This window comes from Maribacter algae (genome assembly GCF_047345745.1).
Lineage (GTDB): Bacteria > Bacteroidota > Bacteroidia > Flavobacteriales > Flavobacteriaceae > Maribacter.
Window position 1 is genome coordinate 1321305 of sequence record NZ_JBLFES010000001.1, and the last position, 19573, is coordinate 1340877.

20 protein-coding genes are annotated in these 19573 nt (G+C 38.8%); 13 read left to right on the plus strand and 7 right to left on the minus strand.

Annotated elements, in window-relative coordinates:
• Positions 1 to 6: 6 nt before the first annotated feature.
• The 3 genes from ACKWBX_RS05895 to ACKWBX_RS05905 form a co-directional block, all read right to left on the minus strand.
• Complete coding sequence (locus ACKWBX_RS05895; RefSeq protein ID WP_413967722.1) at positions 7 to 2526, minus strand: M14 family zinc carboxypeptidase; 2520 nt, start codon at positions 2524 to 2526, stop codon at positions 7 to 9.
• A gap of 81 nt (positions 2527 to 2607) precedes the next feature.
• Positions 2608 to 2985, minus strand: a complete 378-nt coding sequence (locus ACKWBX_RS05900; RefSeq protein ID WP_413967723.1) for a PUR family DNA/RNA-binding protein — start codon at positions 2983 to 2985, stop codon at positions 2608 to 2610.
• A 61-nt stretch (positions 2986 to 3046) separates the two neighbouring features.
• Positions 3047 to 4798 carry an ABC transporter ATP-binding protein gene (locus tag ACKWBX_RS05905; protein ID WP_413967724.1) on the minus strand — a complete coding sequence of 584 codons (1752 nt, stop codon included), beginning with the start codon at positions 4796 to 4798 and terminating at the stop codon, positions 3047 to 3049.
• 168 nt (positions 4799 to 4966) lie between these two features.
• Between ACKWBX_RS05905 and nusB the strand changes: the two genes are divergently transcribed.
• From nusB to yajC, 3 genes are read left to right on the plus strand one after another with little or no spacing between them, the layout of a single operon-like run.
• Positions 4967 to 5914: a transcription antitermination factor NusB gene (nusB, locus tag ACKWBX_RS05910; protein WP_413967725.1), complete on the plus strand. Its 948-nt coding sequence runs from the start codon at positions 4967 to 4969 to the stop codon at positions 5912 to 5914.
• Positions 5915 to 5966: 52 nt separating this feature from the next.
• Positions 5967 to 6437 carry a DUF1573 domain-containing protein gene (locus tag ACKWBX_RS05915; protein WP_413967726.1) on the plus strand — a complete coding sequence of 157 codons (471 nt, stop codon included), beginning with the start codon at positions 5967 to 5969 and terminating at the stop codon, positions 6435 to 6437.
• Between the two features lie 26 nt (positions 6438 to 6463).
• Positions 6464 to 6757 (plus strand): preprotein translocase subunit YajC, encoded by a 294-nt coding sequence (gene yajC / locus ACKWBX_RS05920; protein ID WP_413967727.1) that lies wholly within the window; start codon positions 6464 to 6466, stop codon positions 6755 to 6757.
• Positions 6758 to 6806: 49 nt separating this feature from the next.
• On the opposite strand, the gene ACKWBX_RS05925 is transcribed toward yajC, so the two are convergent.
• Entirely contained in the window at positions 6807 to 7409 is a 603-nt protein-coding gene (locus ACKWBX_RS05925) for a YdeI/OmpD-associated family protein (protein ID WP_413967728.1), read from the minus strand.
• A 53-nt stretch (positions 7410 to 7462) separates the two neighbouring features.
• Complete coding sequence (gene pepT, locus ACKWBX_RS05930; RefSeq protein ID WP_413967729.1) at positions 7463 to 8701, minus strand: peptidase T; 1239 nt, start codon at positions 8699 to 8701, stop codon at positions 7463 to 7465.
• A 69-nt stretch (positions 8702 to 8770) separates the two neighbouring features.
• Between pepT and ACKWBX_RS05935 the strand changes: the two genes are divergently transcribed.
• Both ACKWBX_RS05935 and ACKWBX_RS05940 read left to right on the plus strand, forming a co-directional pair.
• On the plus strand, positions 8771 to 9220 hold the full coding sequence (locus ACKWBX_RS05935; protein ID WP_413967730.1) for a hypothetical protein: 450 nt from the start codon (positions 8771 to 8773) through the stop codon (positions 9218 to 9220).
• 82 nt (positions 9221 to 9302) lie between these two features.
• Positions 9303 to 10340 carry a quinone-dependent dihydroorotate dehydrogenase gene (locus ACKWBX_RS05940; RefSeq protein ID WP_413967989.1) on the plus strand — a complete coding sequence of 346 codons (1038 nt, stop codon included), beginning with the start codon at positions 9303 to 9305 and terminating at the stop codon, positions 10338 to 10340.
• 28 nt (positions 10341 to 10368) lie between these two features.
• Here the strand turns inward: ACKWBX_RS05940 and ACKWBX_RS05945 are convergent, their stop codons facing one another.
• Entirely contained in the window at positions 10369 to 10692 is a 324-nt protein-coding gene (locus ACKWBX_RS05945; RefSeq protein ID WP_413967731.1) for a Dabb family protein, read from the minus strand.
• A 172-nt stretch (positions 10693 to 10864) separates the two neighbouring features.
• On the opposite strand from ACKWBX_RS05945, the gene ACKWBX_RS05950 reads away from it, so the two are divergent.
• Positions 10865 to 11488: a LysE family translocator gene (locus tag ACKWBX_RS05950; RefSeq protein ID WP_413967732.1), complete on the plus strand. Its 624-nt coding sequence runs from the start codon at positions 10865 to 10867 to the stop codon at positions 11486 to 11488.
• A gap of 43 nt (positions 11489 to 11531) precedes the next feature.
• On the plus strand, positions 11532 to 12398 hold the full coding sequence (locus tag ACKWBX_RS05955) for a hydroxymethylglutaryl-CoA lyase (RefSeq protein ID WP_413967733.1): 867 nt from the start codon (positions 11532 to 11534) through the stop codon (positions 12396 to 12398).
• Here ACKWBX_RS05955 and ACKWBX_RS05960 read toward each other — a convergent pair.
• Positions 12395 to 12754: a hypothetical protein gene (locus ACKWBX_RS05960; protein ID WP_413967734.1), complete on the minus strand. Its 360-nt coding sequence runs from the start codon at positions 12752 to 12754 to the stop codon at positions 12395 to 12397. The two genes, ACKWBX_RS05955 and ACKWBX_RS05960, sit on opposite strands and share 4 nt — an antisense overlap.
• A gap of 154 nt (positions 12755 to 12908) precedes the next feature.
• Here ACKWBX_RS05960 and ACKWBX_RS05965 point away from each other — a divergent pair, with 154 nt between their 5' ends.
• The 6 genes from ACKWBX_RS05965 to ACKWBX_RS05990 all read left to right on the plus strand — a co-directional run bounded on the left by ACKWBX_RS05965 (position 12909) and on the right by ACKWBX_RS05990 (position 19532).
• Positions 12909 to 15332, plus strand: a complete 2424-nt coding sequence (locus ACKWBX_RS05965) for a TonB-dependent siderophore receptor (RefSeq protein WP_413967735.1) — start codon at positions 12909 to 12911, stop codon at positions 15330 to 15332.
• Positions 15333 to 16640 (plus strand): PepSY-associated TM helix domain-containing protein, encoded by a 1308-nt coding sequence (locus tag ACKWBX_RS05970; protein ID WP_413967736.1) that lies wholly within the window; start codon positions 15333 to 15335, stop codon positions 16638 to 16640.
• A gap of 24 nt (positions 16641 to 16664) precedes the next feature.
• Entirely contained in the window at positions 16665 to 17021 is a 357-nt protein-coding gene (locus tag ACKWBX_RS05975; protein ID WP_413967737.1) for a hypothetical protein, read from the plus strand.
• A 48-nt stretch (positions 17022 to 17069) separates the two neighbouring features.
• On the plus strand, positions 17070 to 17576 hold the full coding sequence (locus ACKWBX_RS05980; protein WP_413967738.1) for a ferritin: 507 nt from the start codon (positions 17070 to 17072) through the stop codon (positions 17574 to 17576).
• A 353-nt stretch (positions 17577 to 17929) separates the two neighbouring features.
• Positions 17930 to 18178, plus strand: a complete 249-nt coding sequence (locus tag ACKWBX_RS05985; protein ID WP_413967739.1) for a hypothetical protein — start codon at positions 17930 to 17932, stop codon at positions 18176 to 18178.
• Positions 18179 to 18374: 196 nt separating this feature from the next.
• Entirely contained in the window at positions 18375 to 19532 is a 1158-nt protein-coding gene (locus ACKWBX_RS05990; protein ID WP_413967740.1) for an imelysin family protein, read from the plus strand.
• Positions 19533 to 19573 lie beyond the last annotated feature (41 nt).

A 19573-nucleotide genomic window follows, 5' to 3' on the forward strand; every position in this document is an offset into this window, starting at 1 on the left:
AATTTTTTACATCATCTCTCCAAAGAAAATAGCATTCATCAGCAATTTATTGGTACCGTACCAAAAAGCCCTAAAATTGGTATTGTCCGTAAAAGCCATTACGCGACCTTTACCCAAGCGTTGTACTTGAAAAGGAACTGAATTCTTTAGCAGTTCCAAATTCTCTTCCGAAATATAGCCGCTTAATAGCGGATCTTTAGTGTACTGGATGGGGTTATTGTAACTATCGGTATCGGGCGTTATGTAAACATTTGTATTTCTGAACATTGCCAAAGTATTATTTTTATATCCAAAATTAATAGGATGTGAGCGGTCTATTTTCGTCTGGAATATAGCACCTCCGGTCACTTGGGCACCGCTAAAATCTCTTTTTTGTTCAAAAGAAACATTCTTTGCGGTCAAAGTATCCGATTTAAAGGTCAGGTCCATAAATTTATTTTTGTTGAACCATTGCGCCATACCTCTGTAACCAATAAGGGTTCCGCCATCTTTTACCCAATCCTTGAGCTTTTCGGTATTGGGCTTGGAAAGAGCACTATTATTGGCACTTGGTATAATAATATCGGTATAACTGCTTAAATCCACTGAACTTAAATAGCTTACATCTATTTTGGTAATATTCATATCATAGCGAGTGTCGAACAAATGCCAGATTTCACCGGCATCATAAGAGCGAATGCCGTTCCCTACAAGAATAGCTACCTTTTGTTTTTTGATCGGGTCAAAATCATTACTTCCCAAATCGATTCCCTTTGTAAGTCCCGTTCCTACGGAAGTAATAGTTAAACCGCTATCGTCGGCTACTTTTACCATAAAATCATATAAATCCGAAGCGTTTAATTCCTGATTTTGAACAGGTACCATAATGGTCCCGTAATCATAGGTTTTGCCTTCAAGTGTAAAAGGGGACTTTGCTACTTTGGCTCTTAATCCTTCTTCCGTAATTGTATTCAATGCTTTGGGCGTGTAATATTCATTCCATTCAAATAAGTAGGCATAATTGCTTTTGCCGCTAACAGTTCCTTTTAAGGGTTTCAGTTTTTCAATGGCCGGTCCGGCGCTGGTAAGCGAAGAAACATTAGTGTAATCTACATTAAAAGCGAGCGGAAACGTCCAAGCGGAAATATCGTAAAAAAGACTGTCCGCGAACGTGGTACGCTTTTCGAACATGGCTTTTACCAATCGCGGGTTTTTTTGCGCCATGGGCACTACGTAACTTTTTCCTTTTACGAATGATTTTCCATTTAGTTTGATGTCATCGGCCAATTCATGCACCTTAATCTTATGTCGCTTTAAAATTTCTGCCAAATGCCATGCTTTTGCACCATCTTTACTATCCCCAAAAACAATCCCTTTGGTTTTGTCCCTAGCGGCTTCTTGCTGAACATCTGTATAAAAATCTTTCTGATAGTTCAATATTTTTTCGCGCATGTTCTTAGCGGCCTCCACGGTAGATAGGGCTGTGGTAAATTGGTTGCGAATGGTAAAGGGGAATGTGAGCGTTCCATTTTCACTTTCTTGGATGTGGCCCCTAGAGCTTCCTTGTTCGAACAAGATTCCGATACTTCCGTTCACATCGGGGAAGGTGGAGCCCTTACCGTAATAATAATCATCATAGCCTTCCTCGGAATAATAAAGCGACCCAATTTTATCCAAGGCCTTGGCGTGATAGGTCCCTATTTCCGCCGTTAACTGTTGGTTCATTTTAGGGGTTAATGGATTTACGCGCATGGGTTCCCCGGGCTGAAAAAAGAAGGTAGAATTGGTTCCCATTTCATGATGGTCTGTCAGGATGTTGGGCAGCCATTTATGAAAGGTTTCGATTCTTGCCCTACTTTCGGGCAGTTGTACGGGCAGCCAATCCCTGTTCATATCGAACCAATAGTGGTTGGTACGTCCTCCCGGCCACACTTCATGATATTCCCGTTCGTTATTATCCGCATTCAGGTTCATACTTCTGTTCGTATTTGCCCAATAGGCAAAACGTTGTAAACCATCCGGATTATAGGAAGGATCCAAAAGAATAATTGTTTTGGCTAACATGGCCTCTATTTCAGGACCCTGTGCCGCAGCTAGGTAATAGGCATAGGCCAAGGACGCATTGGCACCGCTAGGTTCATTGCCATGAATGGAAAAACCTTGGTAGACAATAATGGGCATTTCAGAAATATTGGTGCTATTCCCACTTTCCGAAAGCGAAATATGTTCGGTCCTGATTTTTTCTATGTTTTGGTGATTGGTAGGCGTTGTAATGGTGAGCAATAAAATAGGTCTCCCCTCAAAAGTTTCTCCCCTATTTTCGATGGTTATACGGTCGCTTTCCTTTGCCAGAGTCTGCATGTAGAACATTAATTTATCATGTGTCACATGCCATTCCCCAACTTCATGCCCAATAATTTCTTTTGGGGTAGGTATAGATTGGTCGTAGGAAATTCCCTGAGGCAGATAATAATTTAAATCCAAGGATTCTTGGGCAAAAGTTGTAAAAAAGATTACGAATGTTAAAAGGGGTAATAGTTTTCTCATTGGAGTTTGAATTAGCTATTTATAAAAATAGAAAACGACCCTAAGAAAAGGGTCGTTTTTCATTATTTTGTTATGGGTTTTTTAGATATCATCAAAATCAACATCGGTGAAGCTTTCCGTAGTCGGCTCCTCCGCTTCTGAACCAATGGTTTCTTCTTCTTTCTTAAAATCTTTTTGATGCCTTTCAGAAATTACCTCGGAACCTTTTTCGGTAATGATAAAATTCATCATCTCTTCAACATTTTCCTTAAAAGCATCAAAGTCCTCCTTGTAGAGGTAAATTTTGTGTTTTTTGTAGTGAAAGGAACCATCTTCGTGTGTGAATTTTTTACTCTCCGTGATTGTGAGATAGTAATCTCCGGCCTTTGTACTGCGTACATCAAAAAAGTACGTTCTTCTTCCTGCCCTTAAAACTTTGGAGTGAATTTCTTCTTGATCTATTAAATCTCTACCGCTCATGTGCTATTGTCTGAATATTCTATCAAAAATGAAAAAAAAAACGTTATTCGACAACAATTTTCTAGTTTTCTTTCTCCGCAAGTTGATTCTCATAAAGCTCTTTGTAATATCCCTCAATAGCGTTTAGTTCCTCGTGGGTGCCTTCCTGTAATAGCTTACCATCATCAAGTACCAATATTTTATCCGCATTTTTTGCGGAAGAAACCCTGTGACTAACGATCAGCGTTGTACGATTGTTAGATGCTTTTTTTAAATTGGAGAGTATTTCTTCCTCGGTTTCCGTATCAACGGCGGACAAGCAATCATCAAAAAGATAAATCTTAGGATCCTTCATCAAAGCTCTTGCTATGGAGACACGCTGTTTTTGGCCACCGCTCAGCGTAATTCCACGCTCTCCCAAGATGGTATCGTATTTTTTGGAGAAGCCTTCAATATTTTCATGCACTACGGCATCTTTTGCTACTTTGACTATTTCGGCATCGGTAGCATTGTGTCTTCCAAATTTTATGTTGTTTTTTATGGAGTCCGAGAATAGGAAAGCGTCTTGCGGTACCGCTCCAATAGCTTCCCTGAGTGTGGTCAGCCCTATTTTTTTTATCGGTTTGTCATCGATTAAAATCTCACCATCGGAAACATCGTACAGTCTTGCCACCAAATCTAGAATAGTGGATTTTCCTGAACCTGTTTTGCCCAATATGGCCGCGGTCTCCCCTTCGTTTATGGTAAAGGATAAATTTTTAAGTGCGGTAATTTCCGTATCGTCATATGTAAAACTTACATTTTTAAATTCAATTTTACCTCTAATACTGTGAGGCTCTGCCAGTGTTTCCTTTAATTCGGGCTCCTGTTCCAAGAATTGATTGATTCTTTTTTGGCTGGCTTCCGCCCTTTGGATAATGGAAGTTAACCAACCCACGATGGCCACAGGCCACGTAAGCATATTTACATATAGAATGAACTCTGCAATAAGGCCTACACCAATTTTTCCGTTGATGTACTGTATGCCCCCAATATAGATGACCAAAATATTGCTTACACCGATCAATAAGATCATCAATGGAAAAAACCAAGCGTTTACTTTGGCCAAGCTCATACTTTTATCCTTTCCTTCGTTTGCCAAAACTTGTAGTTCTGCATTGGTTTGAGGTTCCAAAGCATACGCCTTTATTACAGATACCCCCGAAAAAACCTCTTGCGTGAAAGTAGAAAGTGAAGAAAGATATTCCTGAACGGCCGTACTTCTCTTGTGAATGATTTTACTGATTTTATATATTAATACCGATAAAATGGGCAAGGGCAATAAGGTATATGCTGCCAAAGTTGGGGCCTTGATGAACATTAAAGGAATCAGACATGCAAAAAGGGTCAATGTCTGTATACCGTACATGATTGCAGGGCCCGCATATAAACGTACTTGGTTGACATCCTCGCTAATACGGTTCATAAGATCGCCCGTTCTGTTCTTTTTATAAAAATTAAGATTGAGCACTTGATAATGGTCAAACACTTCATTTTTTAGGTCATACTCAATATATCTAGATACATTGATAATGGTCTGCCGCATCAAAAAGGTGAAAAAGCCGGACAATAATGCTGCACCGACAATAATCAATATATATTCCGTTAAGAGCGATTTTGCGTCTCCCTTGGCAATTTCCGATTTAATGAATTGCTCGACAACGGTTATGGTTTTATTTACATAGGAAGGCATCACCAATTGAAAAAGCCTGGCGATGATAGTTATGATGATCCCGATCAAAAGCTTTCCTGAATATTTTTTAAAGTATTTATTAAGATGCTTAAGTTCCTTCATTTAAGGTTGGCGAGATTGGTTTTTATTCTGAAAATTCAAAGATAGTCCATTGCCCAAGAAACAAATGTTATAAAATACCTAAGATAAATCAGGATTGTCTTTGTTGAAGGCTTTTTAGATGCTTACTTTTGCCCTCGTAAATCAATCAATTTTAAAACGTTCTTTTAGATGCTTACAAGAAGACACATTAGGGTGAAGGTAATGCAATGTATTTACGCTCTTATCCAATCCAAAGATGATTCTTTGGAAAAGCAAAAGAAGTTTTTGAAGGTAAGTATAGAAAACACTTATACGCTTTATCTTTTGTGGTTGAGCCTTTTGACAGAAGTACACCAAAGAGCGGAAGAACAATTAAAACTTTCCTCAAAAAAGTACCTCAGTGAAGACCTAGGAAAAATAACTGATCCTCAAAAATTTGTAGAAAACAAATTCCTTTTGCAACTACGGGAAAATAAGAAATTAAAAGAGGCCCTCTCTGATAAAAAGTTGAACAATTGGTACCTGAACGAGGAGTACGTAAAATTAATTTACAAAGAAATTATTGAGAGTGAACTGTACCATAAACACATGGTTCAGGGGAATACTTCATATCAATCGGATAAGGAATTGATTATGGGTATTTTTAAAACGATAATGGCTCCTAACGATAAAATCTATGATTATTTTGAGGACGATAAATTAACTTGGGTGGATGATCTGCCCATTGTAAATACATTTTTACTGAAGCATTTCAAAAAAGCCAAAGAAAATCAGTCCGAAGGGTATTTTTTACCAAAGCTATTGAAGGATAATGAAGATATGAATTTTGCCAATGATCTATTGAGCAAAACGCTTTTGCAGAATGAAAAACTGGAAAAAGAAATAGAAGGTAAAACACCTAATTGGGACAAAGACAGGATAGCGGATATTGATGCAATCCTTTTAAAAATGGCAATTTGTGAGCTTTTGAACTTTTCTTCCATTCCGGAACGTGTCACCATTAATGAATATTTGGAGATAGCCAAGGAATATTCTACCCCTAAAAGCAGCATTTTTATTAACGGTATTTTGGACAAGTTGACCAAAGAATACAAAGCGGACGGTAAGCTTAACAAAGTAGGTAGGGGGCTGTTATGAAAATATTTTCTAATTTTGAACGTTGAAATATTGAAATAAAAAAAATACAATAATGAAAAAAGTAGTTTTCGCATTAAGTTTGGTTTCCGTTTTTGCATTTACATCATGTAAAGAAAACGCATCAAAAAAAATAGACACGGCCAAGGTTGAAGAAGCGGCCCAAAGAGACGAAGCTTCCAAAGCAGTTCCAGTAATGAGTTTTGAAAAATCGGAGCATGATTTTGGTACTATCGAGCAGGGCACTCCGCAAGAGACTGCATTCAAGTTTACGAATACGGGCAATGCACCTTTGATCATTACAGATGCTAAAAGTAGCTGTGGTTGTACAGTTCCCAATCCTCCAAAAGATCCAATTGCTCCAGGAGAATCCAGTGAGCTTAAAGTAAAGTTTAACGGATCCGGACAAAACCAAGTGACAAAAACCATTACGGTAACCGCAAATACGGCCAAAGGTTCTGAAATGTTAAGAATAAAGGCATTTGTAAATCCTAAAGGAGCCGCTCCGTTAGGTCCGGTTAAATAATAATTAGTTGTAAAGAACACTAGAGAATGGGAGATATAGGGCAGTTTTTGCCAATGATTTTGATTTTTGTGGTGGCGTATTTTTTTATGATTCGCCCACAAATGAAAAGGCAGAAAGATGAGAAGAAATTCTCTGCAGAACTAAAACGGGGTGATCGCATTATCACCAAAAGTGGCCTTCATGGCAAAGTGATGGATATTAACGACAAGGACAATTCCTGCGTCATTGAAACCATGGCCGGAAAATTAAAGTTTGACCGTTCCGCCATTTCTATGGAGATGAGCAAAAAACTAGCAACGCCGGCTCCTGCCAAAAAATAAATAGAAATTTGATTGAAATAAAAGTGCCGGATCCATGGATCCGGCACTTTTATTTTCTATACTTATCGTTCAATCCTTTTCCTTTCAAAATCATGGGAAGTATTTTCCCTAAACGCGAAAGTTTTGTTTTTTCCTGTTTTGCGGTTGTTATATACTCCACATATTCGTTTTGTTTAGAAAGGGATAGTTGAGCAAAGGCTTTTTCTAATTTGGAATCTTTCTGAAAACTTTCTTGAAGTAATAAAGGCACTTGGATTTTGTCTGTCTTTTTTTTCTTTTTGGGGAGTAATCGTAAGCCTTTTTTTTCATTTTCTAGGGCCTCGTTCATATAAGCCAAAACAGGCATATCATCAATCTCATCTATCGTAGTGAATTTCCAGTGGAGCATAGCCTGGGTCTTCCCTTCTTGTGCATTTTGCAATACATTTTTTGGGTCGCTCAAAAACACGCCGTTAAAAAACCAAATGCCAAAATGTTGCTTGAATTTGCAAATGGCCAATACATTTTTATTATTGTGCGTATATGTAGGAAACATCCATTTAAAGGTTTCCTCCAAACCGGTTTTTAACGCAAGGTCACGTAATTTCCCAATAGCTTTGCTGTAGGGATGTTCTTCAGCATAATAAGCTTCAACTTTTTCCGATTTTTCCATCATTAAGAATTTAGGTCGGGATATTGGTCCTCTTCCCGCTTTACTCTAGTCTATTACAGCACTTCCGAATGTCGCGCAGCAGTAAGTTCGCAAATTTTTACGATAACTTCAACCGCTTTTTGCATACTTTCTACGGGAACATACTCATACTTGCCGTGAAAATTATGGCCACCGGCAAAAATATTAGGACATGGTAAACCTATAAAACTTAGTTGGGAACCGTCTGTGCCACCTCGTATGGGTTTTATTATCGGTGTAATGTTCAAGGATTCCATTGCGGATTTTGCAATGTCTACAATGTGCATAACGGGTTCAATTTGCGCTCGCATATTGTAATATTGGTCTCTTATTTTTAAATCGATGCAATTATTATAGGAAAGGTTGAGCTCTTTCGTTATTGCTGCCAGCATAGATTTTTTTTGTTCGAATTCAGCGCTATCATGGTCTCTAATAATTAAACCTATTTCGGCTTTTTCAATACTACCGGTTACATGGTGCACATGAAAAAAACCTTCCCTGCCCGATGTTTTTTCGGGAACGGCATTTTTGGGAAGTCTGGAAATAATTTCATTGGCGATTAAAATGGCATTGACCATTTTGCCTTTGGCATAACCTGGATGGACACTTTTTCCTGAAATCGTAATGGTTGCGCCCGCAGCATTAAAATTTTCATATTCCAATTCGCCGATCTGACTTCCGTCCATCGTGTAGGCCCAATCCGCGTTGAATTTTTCAACATCAAATTTATGGGCACCACGTCCTATTTCTTCGTCCGGCGTAAAACCGATTCTTATCGTTCCGTGTTTGATTTCCGGATGCGCGATCAGGTATTCCATAGCGGTCATAATTTCTGCAATACCCGCCTTATCGTCCGCCCCCAAGAGTGTTGTACCATCGGTCGTAATCAGTGTTTGCCCCTTGTACTGAAGTAAATCCTCAAAATAAGAAGGAGACAGAACAATATTTTTGTCCTTGTTCAGAACGATATCTTCACCGTTGTAATTCTCAATGATTTGAGGATTTACGTTGGTACCCGAAAAATCCGGTGTGGTATCAAAGTGAGAAATAAAACCGATGGTGGGCACTTCATGGAGAACATTACTGGGCAAGGTGGCCATGATGTAAGCATATTCATCAATAGTGACATTAGACATGCCCATGTCCTTTAATTCTTCTACAAGCTTGTTGGCCAAATCCCATTGTTTTTGGGTACTGGGGGTGGTTTTTGAGGAAGCATCACTTTGCGTATCAATTTTTACATAACTGATAAATCGGTCTACAATATTTTTCATCAAGCGTGATTTTATCCAAAAATAGGACTATAAATTGTATTTTTAGGCTACTTGAAAAACGGGTGGATGATGGATTATTTTAAAAATGTTTTAATTTTAATATGCTTGTTCAATGGCTTTTTGAATCATGCGCAAGCCGATTGCGTTTTAGGGGTAGGTACTGCGGATGATGCCACCATTATAGATGTATTTCAACTTAATGAAATGCAACAGGAAAAATTGGCCAATTTTGGAGCGGAATTGAAGTATAGAAATGAAATACTGAACGATCAGTTAGAGAATATCATACAAAGGCATCCCCAAAGTACGGGTGCCGAATTACAACAATTGGCCGACAAGTACACAAAAACGATAGACAGTATGGCAAGTATCCAAGCATTTATCGATAAGAAAGTATTGTCTCTGTTCAACGAAAAACAGTACGAATTGTACCGGAATCTTTGTAAAGAAGCATCGCGCTCTCCTTTTGTGGTTGTCCCTGCCGTTTATAACGATAGTACAATTACTAAAAATAAATAGTTCCTCCCTAGTTATTTCTAAAAATGGAACTGCCTTAATGCAGTTCAGTTTGTATTTTTGTGGTCAAAACCACTCCATTTTTATGTACCGATTGTTGATTCGTCCCATATTGTTCCTATTTGATCCCGAGAAAATACACTACTTTTCATTTTCCGCGATCAAACTTTTTTCAAAGATGGGGCTTTCAGGTTTGTTTCGGACGCTATTTTTAGTGGAGGACAAAAGGCTGGAGCGAGAAATATTCGGTTTAAAATTTAAGAATCCGGTAGGTCTGGCCGCTGGTTTTGATAAAAATGCAGTACTGTACAATGAATTGTCCGATTTAGGATTCGGGTTTGTGGAAATTGGTACACTGACCCCTAAACCGCAAGACGGTAACCCAAAACAAAGACTTTTCCGGCTCAAGTCAGATAGTGCCATCATCAATAGAATGGGCTTTAACAACGGTGGAGTTTTTGAAGCTGTAGAACAGCTAAAAAAGAAACATCGTGTACTCATAGGAGGCAATATTGGGAAGAACAAAGTGACCCCAAATAGTGAAGCGGTAAAAGACTATTTAATTTGTTTTGATGCCCTATTCGACCATGTGGACTATTTTGTGGTCAATGTAAGTTCACCAAACACTCCGGGTTTACGGGAACTTCAGGATAAGGAACCGCTAACGGCCCTTTTGAAGGAACTTCAACTTGAAAATGATAAATATGCAACAAAAAAACAGGTAAAACGCAAACCTATCTTGCTCAAAATTGCTCCGGACCTGACCGATGAACAATTACTGGATATCATAGAAATTGTAAATACGACCAAGATAGACGGGATCATAGCGACCAATACCACTATTTCTCGGGAAGGCTTAAAATCCGATATGTACTTGACCGAGCAGACTGGCGGACTTAGTGGAAAACCCTTGACCAATAGAAGTACGGAGGTCATCCGATTCTTGGCCGAAAAAAGCAATAAAGCATTTCCCATTATTGGAGTAGGGGGGATTCATTCAGCTGAGGATGCACTGGAGAAATTAGCGGCAGGGGCCGATCTAATTCAACTATGGACCGGTTTTGTGTATGAAGGCCCCGCTTTGGTTAAGAGAATAAACAAAGCAATTTTAGAAATGGCTTAAAAGTTTCTTTTGATACCCTTCAAAAAAACTAATCCTTTGTCCAATAATCAAGAACCAATACATCTTCTAAATATGGAGAAAGAACCTCTCCAAAGGTCTTGTGGTCAGGATGTGGTAAATAAATGGCCCGGTCTTCTTCGCTGTCGAAAGACAGAAAGAAGCAATGAGTAAACCCCTTTTCTAACCCTTCTGGACTATTGTTTATCCCCCATTCATAATCTCTTATTTGCGGAATCTTAGAAGGTAGGGCACCGAACGCATCTTCTACTTTTTTTACTTCTTGTGCTGTTGTTCCATTTTTGAACTTAAATAGTACCACATGGCGTAGAACGGAATCTTTAACGGTAGTCATTTTATTGGTTTGAGAAGGTTTGTTTTTTTCTTCACAGGAGAAACCTAGAAATAAAACTAGCGTGAAAATTAAAAGTATTTTGGCGTAGTCTCTCATCTTTTTTTGGAAAGATATGAAAAATGAAGCACTGTAATTTGTATTTTTCCTATTTAAGCATCAAACTAAAAAATTGTTGGATTATACTATTTTAATCGCCTTTTGCGGTGCTACCGCCGCTTTGGCAATTTCTCCCGGTCCGGATAATATATTTGTACTTATTCAAAGTGTAAGCCATGGCAAAAAGTATGGTTTGGCAACTATGGCGGGGTTAATGACCGGTTGTTTGGTGCATACCACGTTGTTGGCCTTTGGCGTTTCCGCTTTGATAAAAAATAATCCGAATATCTTTTTGGGCATCAAGGTTTTTGGGGCACTCTATTTGCTGTACTTGGCCTATAAAGTTTTTAAGTACGATAGTACGGTCATGCTGTCCAGAGATGGTGGCCCAAGAAAAAGTTTATCGGCACTGTTTCGTCAAGGGTTTATCATGAATGTGCTGAATCCCAAAGTGACTATATTCTTTTTGGCTTTTTTTCCTGGGTTTCTATTTTCGGAAACGTTGGGGTCCGTAGTACAATTTTACGTTTTGGGATTCCTTTTTATTTTGGTGTCATCGCTTATTTTTGGAAGCATTGCGCTATTATCGGGATTTCTTGCCAGTCGCTTGGACAGAAATGAAAAAGTAGGTCTGGTTTTGAAATGGTTACAAATTTTGGTTTTCGTAGCAATAGCCATCTATTTGTTTGTTGAATCATAACTTTTGAAGTTGGTACTTTCTTTGGAGTTTGTACTTTTACAAGATGACCAATAATGTCAAAATCACTGAGTGTCCCCGAGATGCCATGCAGGGAATAAAAAAGTTTATACCTACCGATGAAAAGGTACGCTATATACAGTCTTTGTTGGGTTGCGGTTTTGATACGATTGATTTTGGGAGTTTTGTTTCGCCAAAGGCAATACCCCAAATGATTGATACTGCAGAAGTACTGTCAAAATTGGATCTGTCCAAAACCAAAAGCAAACTACTCGCTATCGTGGCCAATATAAGAGGTGCACAAGATGCAGTGAAACATTCTGAAATTGATTATTTGGGCTTCCCGTTCTCTATCTCCGAGAATTTTCAAATGCGGAACACCCATAAGACCATAGCACAATCTGTTGAGACTTTACAGGAAATTTTCAATATTGCCGAAAGTAAAAACAAGGAAGTGGTCACTTATATTTCGATGGGTTTTGGTAATCCGTATGGTGATCCGTGGAATGTGGAAATAGTAGGGGAATGGACTGAAAAATTGTCCGCTATGGGCGCAAAAATAGTATCCCTATCTGACACGGTGGGTACTTCTGACCCAGAGACCATTTCGTATCTTTTTTCAAATTTGATTCCAAAATACCCGCAAATAGAATTCGGGGCCCATTTACATACGACACCTACTAAGTGGCATGAGAAAGTAAATGCTGCCTTTCAGACAGGTTGTAGACGGTTTGATGGTGCTATACAGGGTTTCGGGGGTTGCCCCATGGCGAAGGATGAGCTTACCGGAAATATGCCCACTGAGAAAATACTTTCCTTTTTAACGACTGAGAAAGCGGAAACGGGGGTCAATTGGATGGTCTTTGAAGCGGCATACAATAAAGCAACGGCGTTATTTTCGAGGTATCATTAATCGGACTTACAGATTCCACTTAAAAAATTATCGAGTTTTAACTGAAACAAGGTTCCTTCTACAAGGTCTTGGATAGCATCCAATTCTTTAACATTCATAGCAAAAGTGATTTGAGACGCAGGTGAGTTTACCAATAGTGCCTTGCATTGCTCGCTCTCCTTACAATCTTCACATAAGGGCGAGTTCTTTCGGGTATGCAATATATTCTTTGAAAATAGAAGCAATTCGTCGTAGGAAAGCAATAGCCCCGTATCCCTAAACACGAGTTGAATTCTCTTTATATCCCTTAAACTGGCCCTTTTACATTGAAAAGCAACGCCAAACTGATTGTTGTAAATGGGGTGAATATCGGTCATTATGTTTCTATTTCGGATTAGAAATTATTCTTCAAAAATATAATATTTATTTAGATTAATTAAAAATAAGAAATATATTTGACCCTCAATTAGGAATCATTCTAAATAAGAAAAATGGTTCATCTCTCTAAGAACCATTACTAATCAAAGTTTTATGAAAAAAAATTATGTATTCTTTATCGCTTTTCTCACATTTTCAATGGTGTGGGCTCAGACAGAAATAAAAGGAACTGTTTATGACGAAAACGATTTGCCCTTATTGGGAGCTACAGTCATGCTAACGAGTACGGAAGGCACCACGACCGACTTCAATGGAAAATATAGCTTTCCAGGACTTACTGAGGAAGAGTATACCGTAACGGTCACCTATATCGGGTATGGGACCCAGACCAATACCGTAACCGTTGAAAATCAGGAAACCATTTTGCTGGATTTTTCGTTAGTACCGTCAGTGGAAAAATTACAGGCGGTGGAAATCACCGGTCGTAGGGCCAGGTCCTATAAAAACGATGTGAGTTATTCCGCTACTAAAACGGCTACCGCCATTAAGGATATTCCACAAGCCATAAGTTATGTCACCAAGGAATTGATGTCCGACCAACAAGCGTATCGTGTAAATGATGTAGTTAAAAATATTAGCGGGGTCAATCAGTTTTCCTATTATGACGACTTTACGTTTAGAGGTTTCCGTTCGGGAGATACTTATATCAATGGTTTGCGCGTAATTGGTCTTTTTGGTCCGCAACCTTTGTTGGTCAATATAGAAAGAGTGGAGGTGGTCAAGGGTCCGGCGTCTGCCATGTTCGGAAATTCTATTCCAGGTGGAATTATGAATAGGGTCACCAAGAAACCATTGGCAGAGGATAGGAAAGCCATCAATTTCACGACCGGTAGTTTTAATACATTACGGGCTACTGCAGATTTTACTGGTGCTATGAATAAAAACGGTTCATTGTTGTATCGTTTAAATCTGGGGTATGAAAATTCGGATACGTTTCGTGATTTGCAACAATTTAAGTCTTTCGTAATTGCACCTTCGTTCTCCTTTCTGCCAACGGAGCGAACACGTATAAATTTCGATTTGGTAGTCAGTAATTTTGATAACAATTTAGATCGAGGTCAGCCCATTTTCGGTGCCACCGCAGGAACCGATTTAAATTCAACACCTATCAGCTTTGCAATTGGTCAAACAAGCGATTATCAAAAAAGTGATGTGGTCTACTCCACGTTGTCCCTGAGTCATAATTTTTCTGATAAATTATCCTTTAATGCCTCCTATATTAAGTACCTATTCGAAGAGGATTTATTGGAGCACCGTACATCCAATCAATTTGCAATAGATGGTTTGGGACAACAGATACCGACTTTGATGGGAATGCAAGTCATTAACCGCCAAAGACAACAGATAGCGGATAACATTTCTACCTATTTCATCTACAAGGAAAATACCGGGGCGTTGGAACATACTATTCTTGCAGGGTTAGATTACAATGAACAGAAACAACCTGAAGGAAATGCTGTATCCACGGCACGCGGATATCTTTTGAATGATGGTACATCATCAACTAGTGCGGGCGATTTTGCGGATTTTCAGAGGGATGAAGAAGGAAACCCTATTCCCAACGTGCCTCATTTTGATTTGGAAAACCCTGAATATACTGTGGCGCGGGTAAGCAATTATGTGTTTGTGGATAGGGCTTTTGACCCCACAAAATACTTTTCTTATGGGTTTTATATACAGGATCAAATCAAATGGAACAAGTTTCAGTTCCTGATTGGCGGTAGGCAGGAATACTATAATGACATCGTCAATTTTGACCGACCCGATGAAGAAAAAACGGAACAGAAAAAATTCCTGCCAAGATTAGGTCTTGTGTACGCTGCCACGGACAATATCAATGTTTACGGAACTTATACGGAGAGTTTTCAACCGCAAGGAGTTTCCGTCCAAAACAATCCGTTAACGGGAGGTCCTTTTGATCCAATAAGTGCTTATATGGCAGAAGTTGGGGCCAAAGGGGAATTTTTCAACAAAAGATTATCGGCAAATTTGGCGCTCTATTATATCGAGAACAATAATATTTTGGTGAATGCCAACGCGGCGGACAATCCAGAACTGCTTCGCCAACGGGGACAGGAAGAGTCGTTGGGTTTTGAGTTGGACATTAACGGCCGTATTTCAAGAAACTTTACGCTTAGTGCCAACTACGCCTATAACCAAGCAACAATTAGTGAAAGTAATGTTGAAGAGGAAATAGGGGAAAGAAAAGAAAATGCACCCCTAAATCAGGGTGGATTTTTTGGAAAATATACATTTGATAACGGTGTTTTAAAGGGTATAGGATTGACCTTGGGAAGTAATTTTGTGTCTAGCAGGAATACTTTTGAAAGCAGTTTGCAGTTGCCTGAGTACACCATTTTTGATGCTGGCGTTTCGTACACGGTAGATAAATTTAATATACGTTTGCTCGTCAATAATTTCACCAACAAAACCCATTGGGTAGGTGGTTATAGCTATGTGCGTTTATTTCCCGGGGCTCCACGTAATTATTTATTATCCGTGGGATATACGTTTTAAATGAAACTCAACAAGAAGTCTTTTTTTAAGATCCATAGTTGGATAGGCATCCGATTGAGCATACTATTTTTTATAGTATGCTTTTCGGGCACCTTGGCAACACTTAGTAATGAGATGGATTGGCTTTTTAATTCGGAAATCAGGGCAGTCCCCCAAGAAGAGTTGGCTCCGCGTAACCTGATTATGGAAAATTTAAAAAAGACCTATCCTCAAGCCGAAGTTACTTTTTGGGACCATAGCGGGGAAAAATACATGTGCGATATATTACAGGTAAAAAATAATGGTAAAAGGAGCTACGTTTTTGCCAACCCTTACACTGGTGAAATACAGGGTAAGACTCAAATGACCGTACAACGGTATTTCCGAAACCTACATTATTTTCTTTTTATACCCTTTCAAATAGGTCATTTCACGGTTTTGATTTTTGGTTTTTTATTATTGATTTCGTTGATAACGGCTTTAGTTTTTTATAAAAAATGGTGGCGGAAATTATTTGAGCTAAAAACAGGTAAAGGAACATTGGTGTTTTTTAGAAGTTTACACCGCTTGGTAGGCGTGTGGTCAGTGCCTTTTACCTTGCTTTTTTCCATTACCGGCATTTGGTATTTTCTTGAGCGGACCAATACGGCAGGGTTAGGGCGAATAGCAAATCCAAGGGCACCAAAGATTGAAGCTTTGGAAAACCTTGATAGCACGGAAAATTTGGATGCCAAGACGTTGGACTATGACAAAGCTATTGAAATCGCAAAGACACAAATACCTAACTTGGAGCTTGGTTTTATAGTCCCTAGCAGAGGCTCGTCCGGTACCATCTATATTACGGGAACTAGTGAGGTGCCTTTGGTTCGCCCAAGAGCGAATAGGGTGTACTTGCACCCCGAAACATACGAAGTAGTTTCGGTTCAAAAAGCAACCGAAATCGGGGCGATTATGTACTTAAATGATATTGCGGATCCTTTGCATTTCGGTTACTGGGGCGGTTTGGTCACCAAAATTATCTGGTTCATATTGGGTCTGGGTATTTCTTCATTGGTAGGCACGGGAATTTGGATAACCTTGAAACGTAAAGCAATAAAACGTAAAAAGAATAAACAAAGGATTATGGGACATTGGCGTTACGTTAACTGGGGCATATTCGCTGTGATGCTATTTTTCATGTATTACATCAGTATTGATACTTATCAGGTTTCAACATTGGGTTTATGTGCCATAAGTGCAGGTTGGGCAATGTTTTTGTCGGTAGTATATTACTTGTTTGTATATCGATTAAATAATACTGTAGAAAAAGAAATTTTTAAAAATCAGTGAGTTGAATACCAAAAAATAGTTGAAATGGAATTGATCTATAAAAATGATTACGGCGCTACCTACTACGTAAAAAATAGCCCAAACCCATCTTGTGAAATGCAATTGGTAATAGACACGGTGGGGCTGTTCATATCAAAATCGGATCTGGACCACCTGTTGAAAATTGTTAATAAATCCAACGAACCATGTAACTGCGATGAATGCGGAGGCAATCAATGCAATAAAATATGGTGTTCAAATCCGCTGATAGATATTTGTTTAAAAGTGAATGAACCTATCTTGGAAATGATGGAAGACCTTATCAAAGGCACCCATTTTATTTTGGATATGGATGCAACTTTGGAAAAATATCGGGTAGACCCTAAAAATCCGCTTACCTAAAATTTGAACGAACTTAAAACCTAATTACCTTTGTTAAAAATAATACCGATGAACAAATCAATTGAAAAGCTGTTAAACGATCAGATAAAGTATGAAGCCAATGCCTCAATGCATTATTTGGCAATGGCCTCGTGGGCAGATGAAGAAGGATATAATGGCATTTCCGAATTCTTTTACAAGCAATCAGAGGAGGAGCGTGTACACATGATCAAATTGGTAAAGTTTGTGAATGAGCGCGGAGGCAAGGTAGTTGTACCGGCATTGGAAAAGCCAAAAGCGGAGTTTGAATCTTTGAACGAGCTGTTCGCCGATTTTTTAAAGAGTGAAATGTTCGTAACGGAACAGATCAATCATGTCATTTTTGAATGTCTTAATAAAAAAGATTACAACGTGCACAACTTTATGCAGTGGTATGTTACGGAACAGTTGGAAGAGGAAGCAGTGGCCAGAACGCTGTTGGACAAATTGAACATTATTGGCGATGATAAATCCGGACATTATATGTTCGATAGGGACATTAATACCATAGCGACATCCGTTGACGCGGAAGAATAATTGTTGGTAACGTTTTACAATATTTAAAAAAGGCTTGTCATTACAAGCCTTTTTTTAGTAGTTTTGTTTTTATTTAGAATAATTAAAAATAATGTTGTTAACTACTTCTGGCAATACTTGTATAATTATGGGACCATCTTGCACAGCGTGCTCTGGCGACAAGAAAAAAAAGTGTTGTAAAAAGTTTAAGAAAAAGGGGAAGACCAACTGCAAGCGTTGCCCAAAAATTTAACATTATCCACTTCCTTTTATTTTAAAGCAATCTAAATAGATATTACTGTATATCAGCTATTTAAATTGTTTCTGATCAGTTTCACCCTTAGTTTTATAGATATAATTAAAAATTGATTGTTATGTCTATAAGATTAGGAAATAGTTGTGTGAACTGTGAAAATTTATTGGAAGGTAATACCTGCAAAAAGCATGGAGTTCAAGTGGGAAATAGCTATACATGTGATAGTTTTGAAATGAAAGCTGCGTTAAAAACGGAACAGAACTGCATTAGTTGTGTTCGTTTTGAAACGAGTGATTGTGCCAACCCTCAGAAAGCGGCTCCCGGAATGTCCTGTAATCATTGGGCGCCTCAAACGGCATCGGCCTAGGTTTACAAGCTACATTTTATAATATTGAGGCTGTCTGAAAAGGCAGCCTTTTTTCTTTCCCTTTAGCTTCCAAATGTTAAATCTTTAAGTTTATTTAGATTTAATTTAAATAAAGTTTGTTGGAGTTAATTATCAGTTTAAATTTGCGCTTTCAAATTGTTATTTAAAATAAGTCCAAATAAAAACAACCTGAAAAATGAGAAAAATCACCTTTGCCCTAATGACCTGTTCAGCAATTTTTTTTACTAGCTGTTCCGATGATGATACTGAAAGTCCTGAAAACAATACAATTGATAGAAGAACCGTAACGTCCAATTATGCAGATTTAGTTTTGGCAAACTATCAAGCAGCTATGGTAGATGCAGAAGCACTTGAAACGGCTATCGCTACTTTTGTTGCAGACCCTACGGAAGTTAATTTTAATGCGGCCAAAGAGGCTTGGTTGGTATCTAGGGAAAGTTATGGGCCAAGTGAGGCCTTCCGTTTTGCCAACGGGCCTATCGATTCTGGTGATACTGAAGAAATAGAAGGATTTTTAAATTCATGGCCTTTGGATGAAGTCTTTATTGATTATGTAGATGGGGATGCTGCTGCCGGAATTATAAATGACGATACTACTTTTCCAACCCTTAGCAAGGAGGTATTATCTGGAGAAAATGGTAATGGTGGCGAAGAGAATGTTGCCATTGGATACCATGCCATTGAATTTCTACTATGGGGCCAAGACCTTACCGCTCCTTCAGAAAATATGGCGGGACAACGTCCGTACACTGATTTTGTGGACGGTGGTACTGCTGCCAATCAAGACCGAAGAAGGGAATATTTAGCCATCGTGGCGGATTTATTAACGGATCATCTACAGGTCATGATAGATGAATGGTCCGGTGCTTACAAAACAACCTTTTTGGCACTTGATGAAAATGAAGCCTTGGATAACATGATTAGTAGTATCTCTGAATTATCGCGAAGCGAATTGGCAATTGAACGTATGTCCGTTGCTTTGGTAAACCAAGATCAAGAAGATGAGCATTCTTGTTTTAGTGATAATACGCACCGCGATATACGTTTAAATTTACAAGGAATAGTCAATGTCTACAAAGGTACGTACGGTAACGTATCCGGTAACTCATTGGAAGATTTAATCAAGGAGGTCGATGCCGATCTGGCCTCCGAATTGAACACACTTTTGACTACGGCGCAAACTCAGGTTGACGCTACACTTGACCCTTTTGACCTTGCCATAGTCGAAGGGACTACGAGTACGGAAGGTGCTAAAGTACAGACGGCCGTTCAGGCTCTTGTAGCTTTCGGCGATAAATTATTGGAGGCGAGACCTGCATTGGGAATCAATTAAACAAAATATATCCTGATAAAAAACTTTGAAAGTTTTGCCCC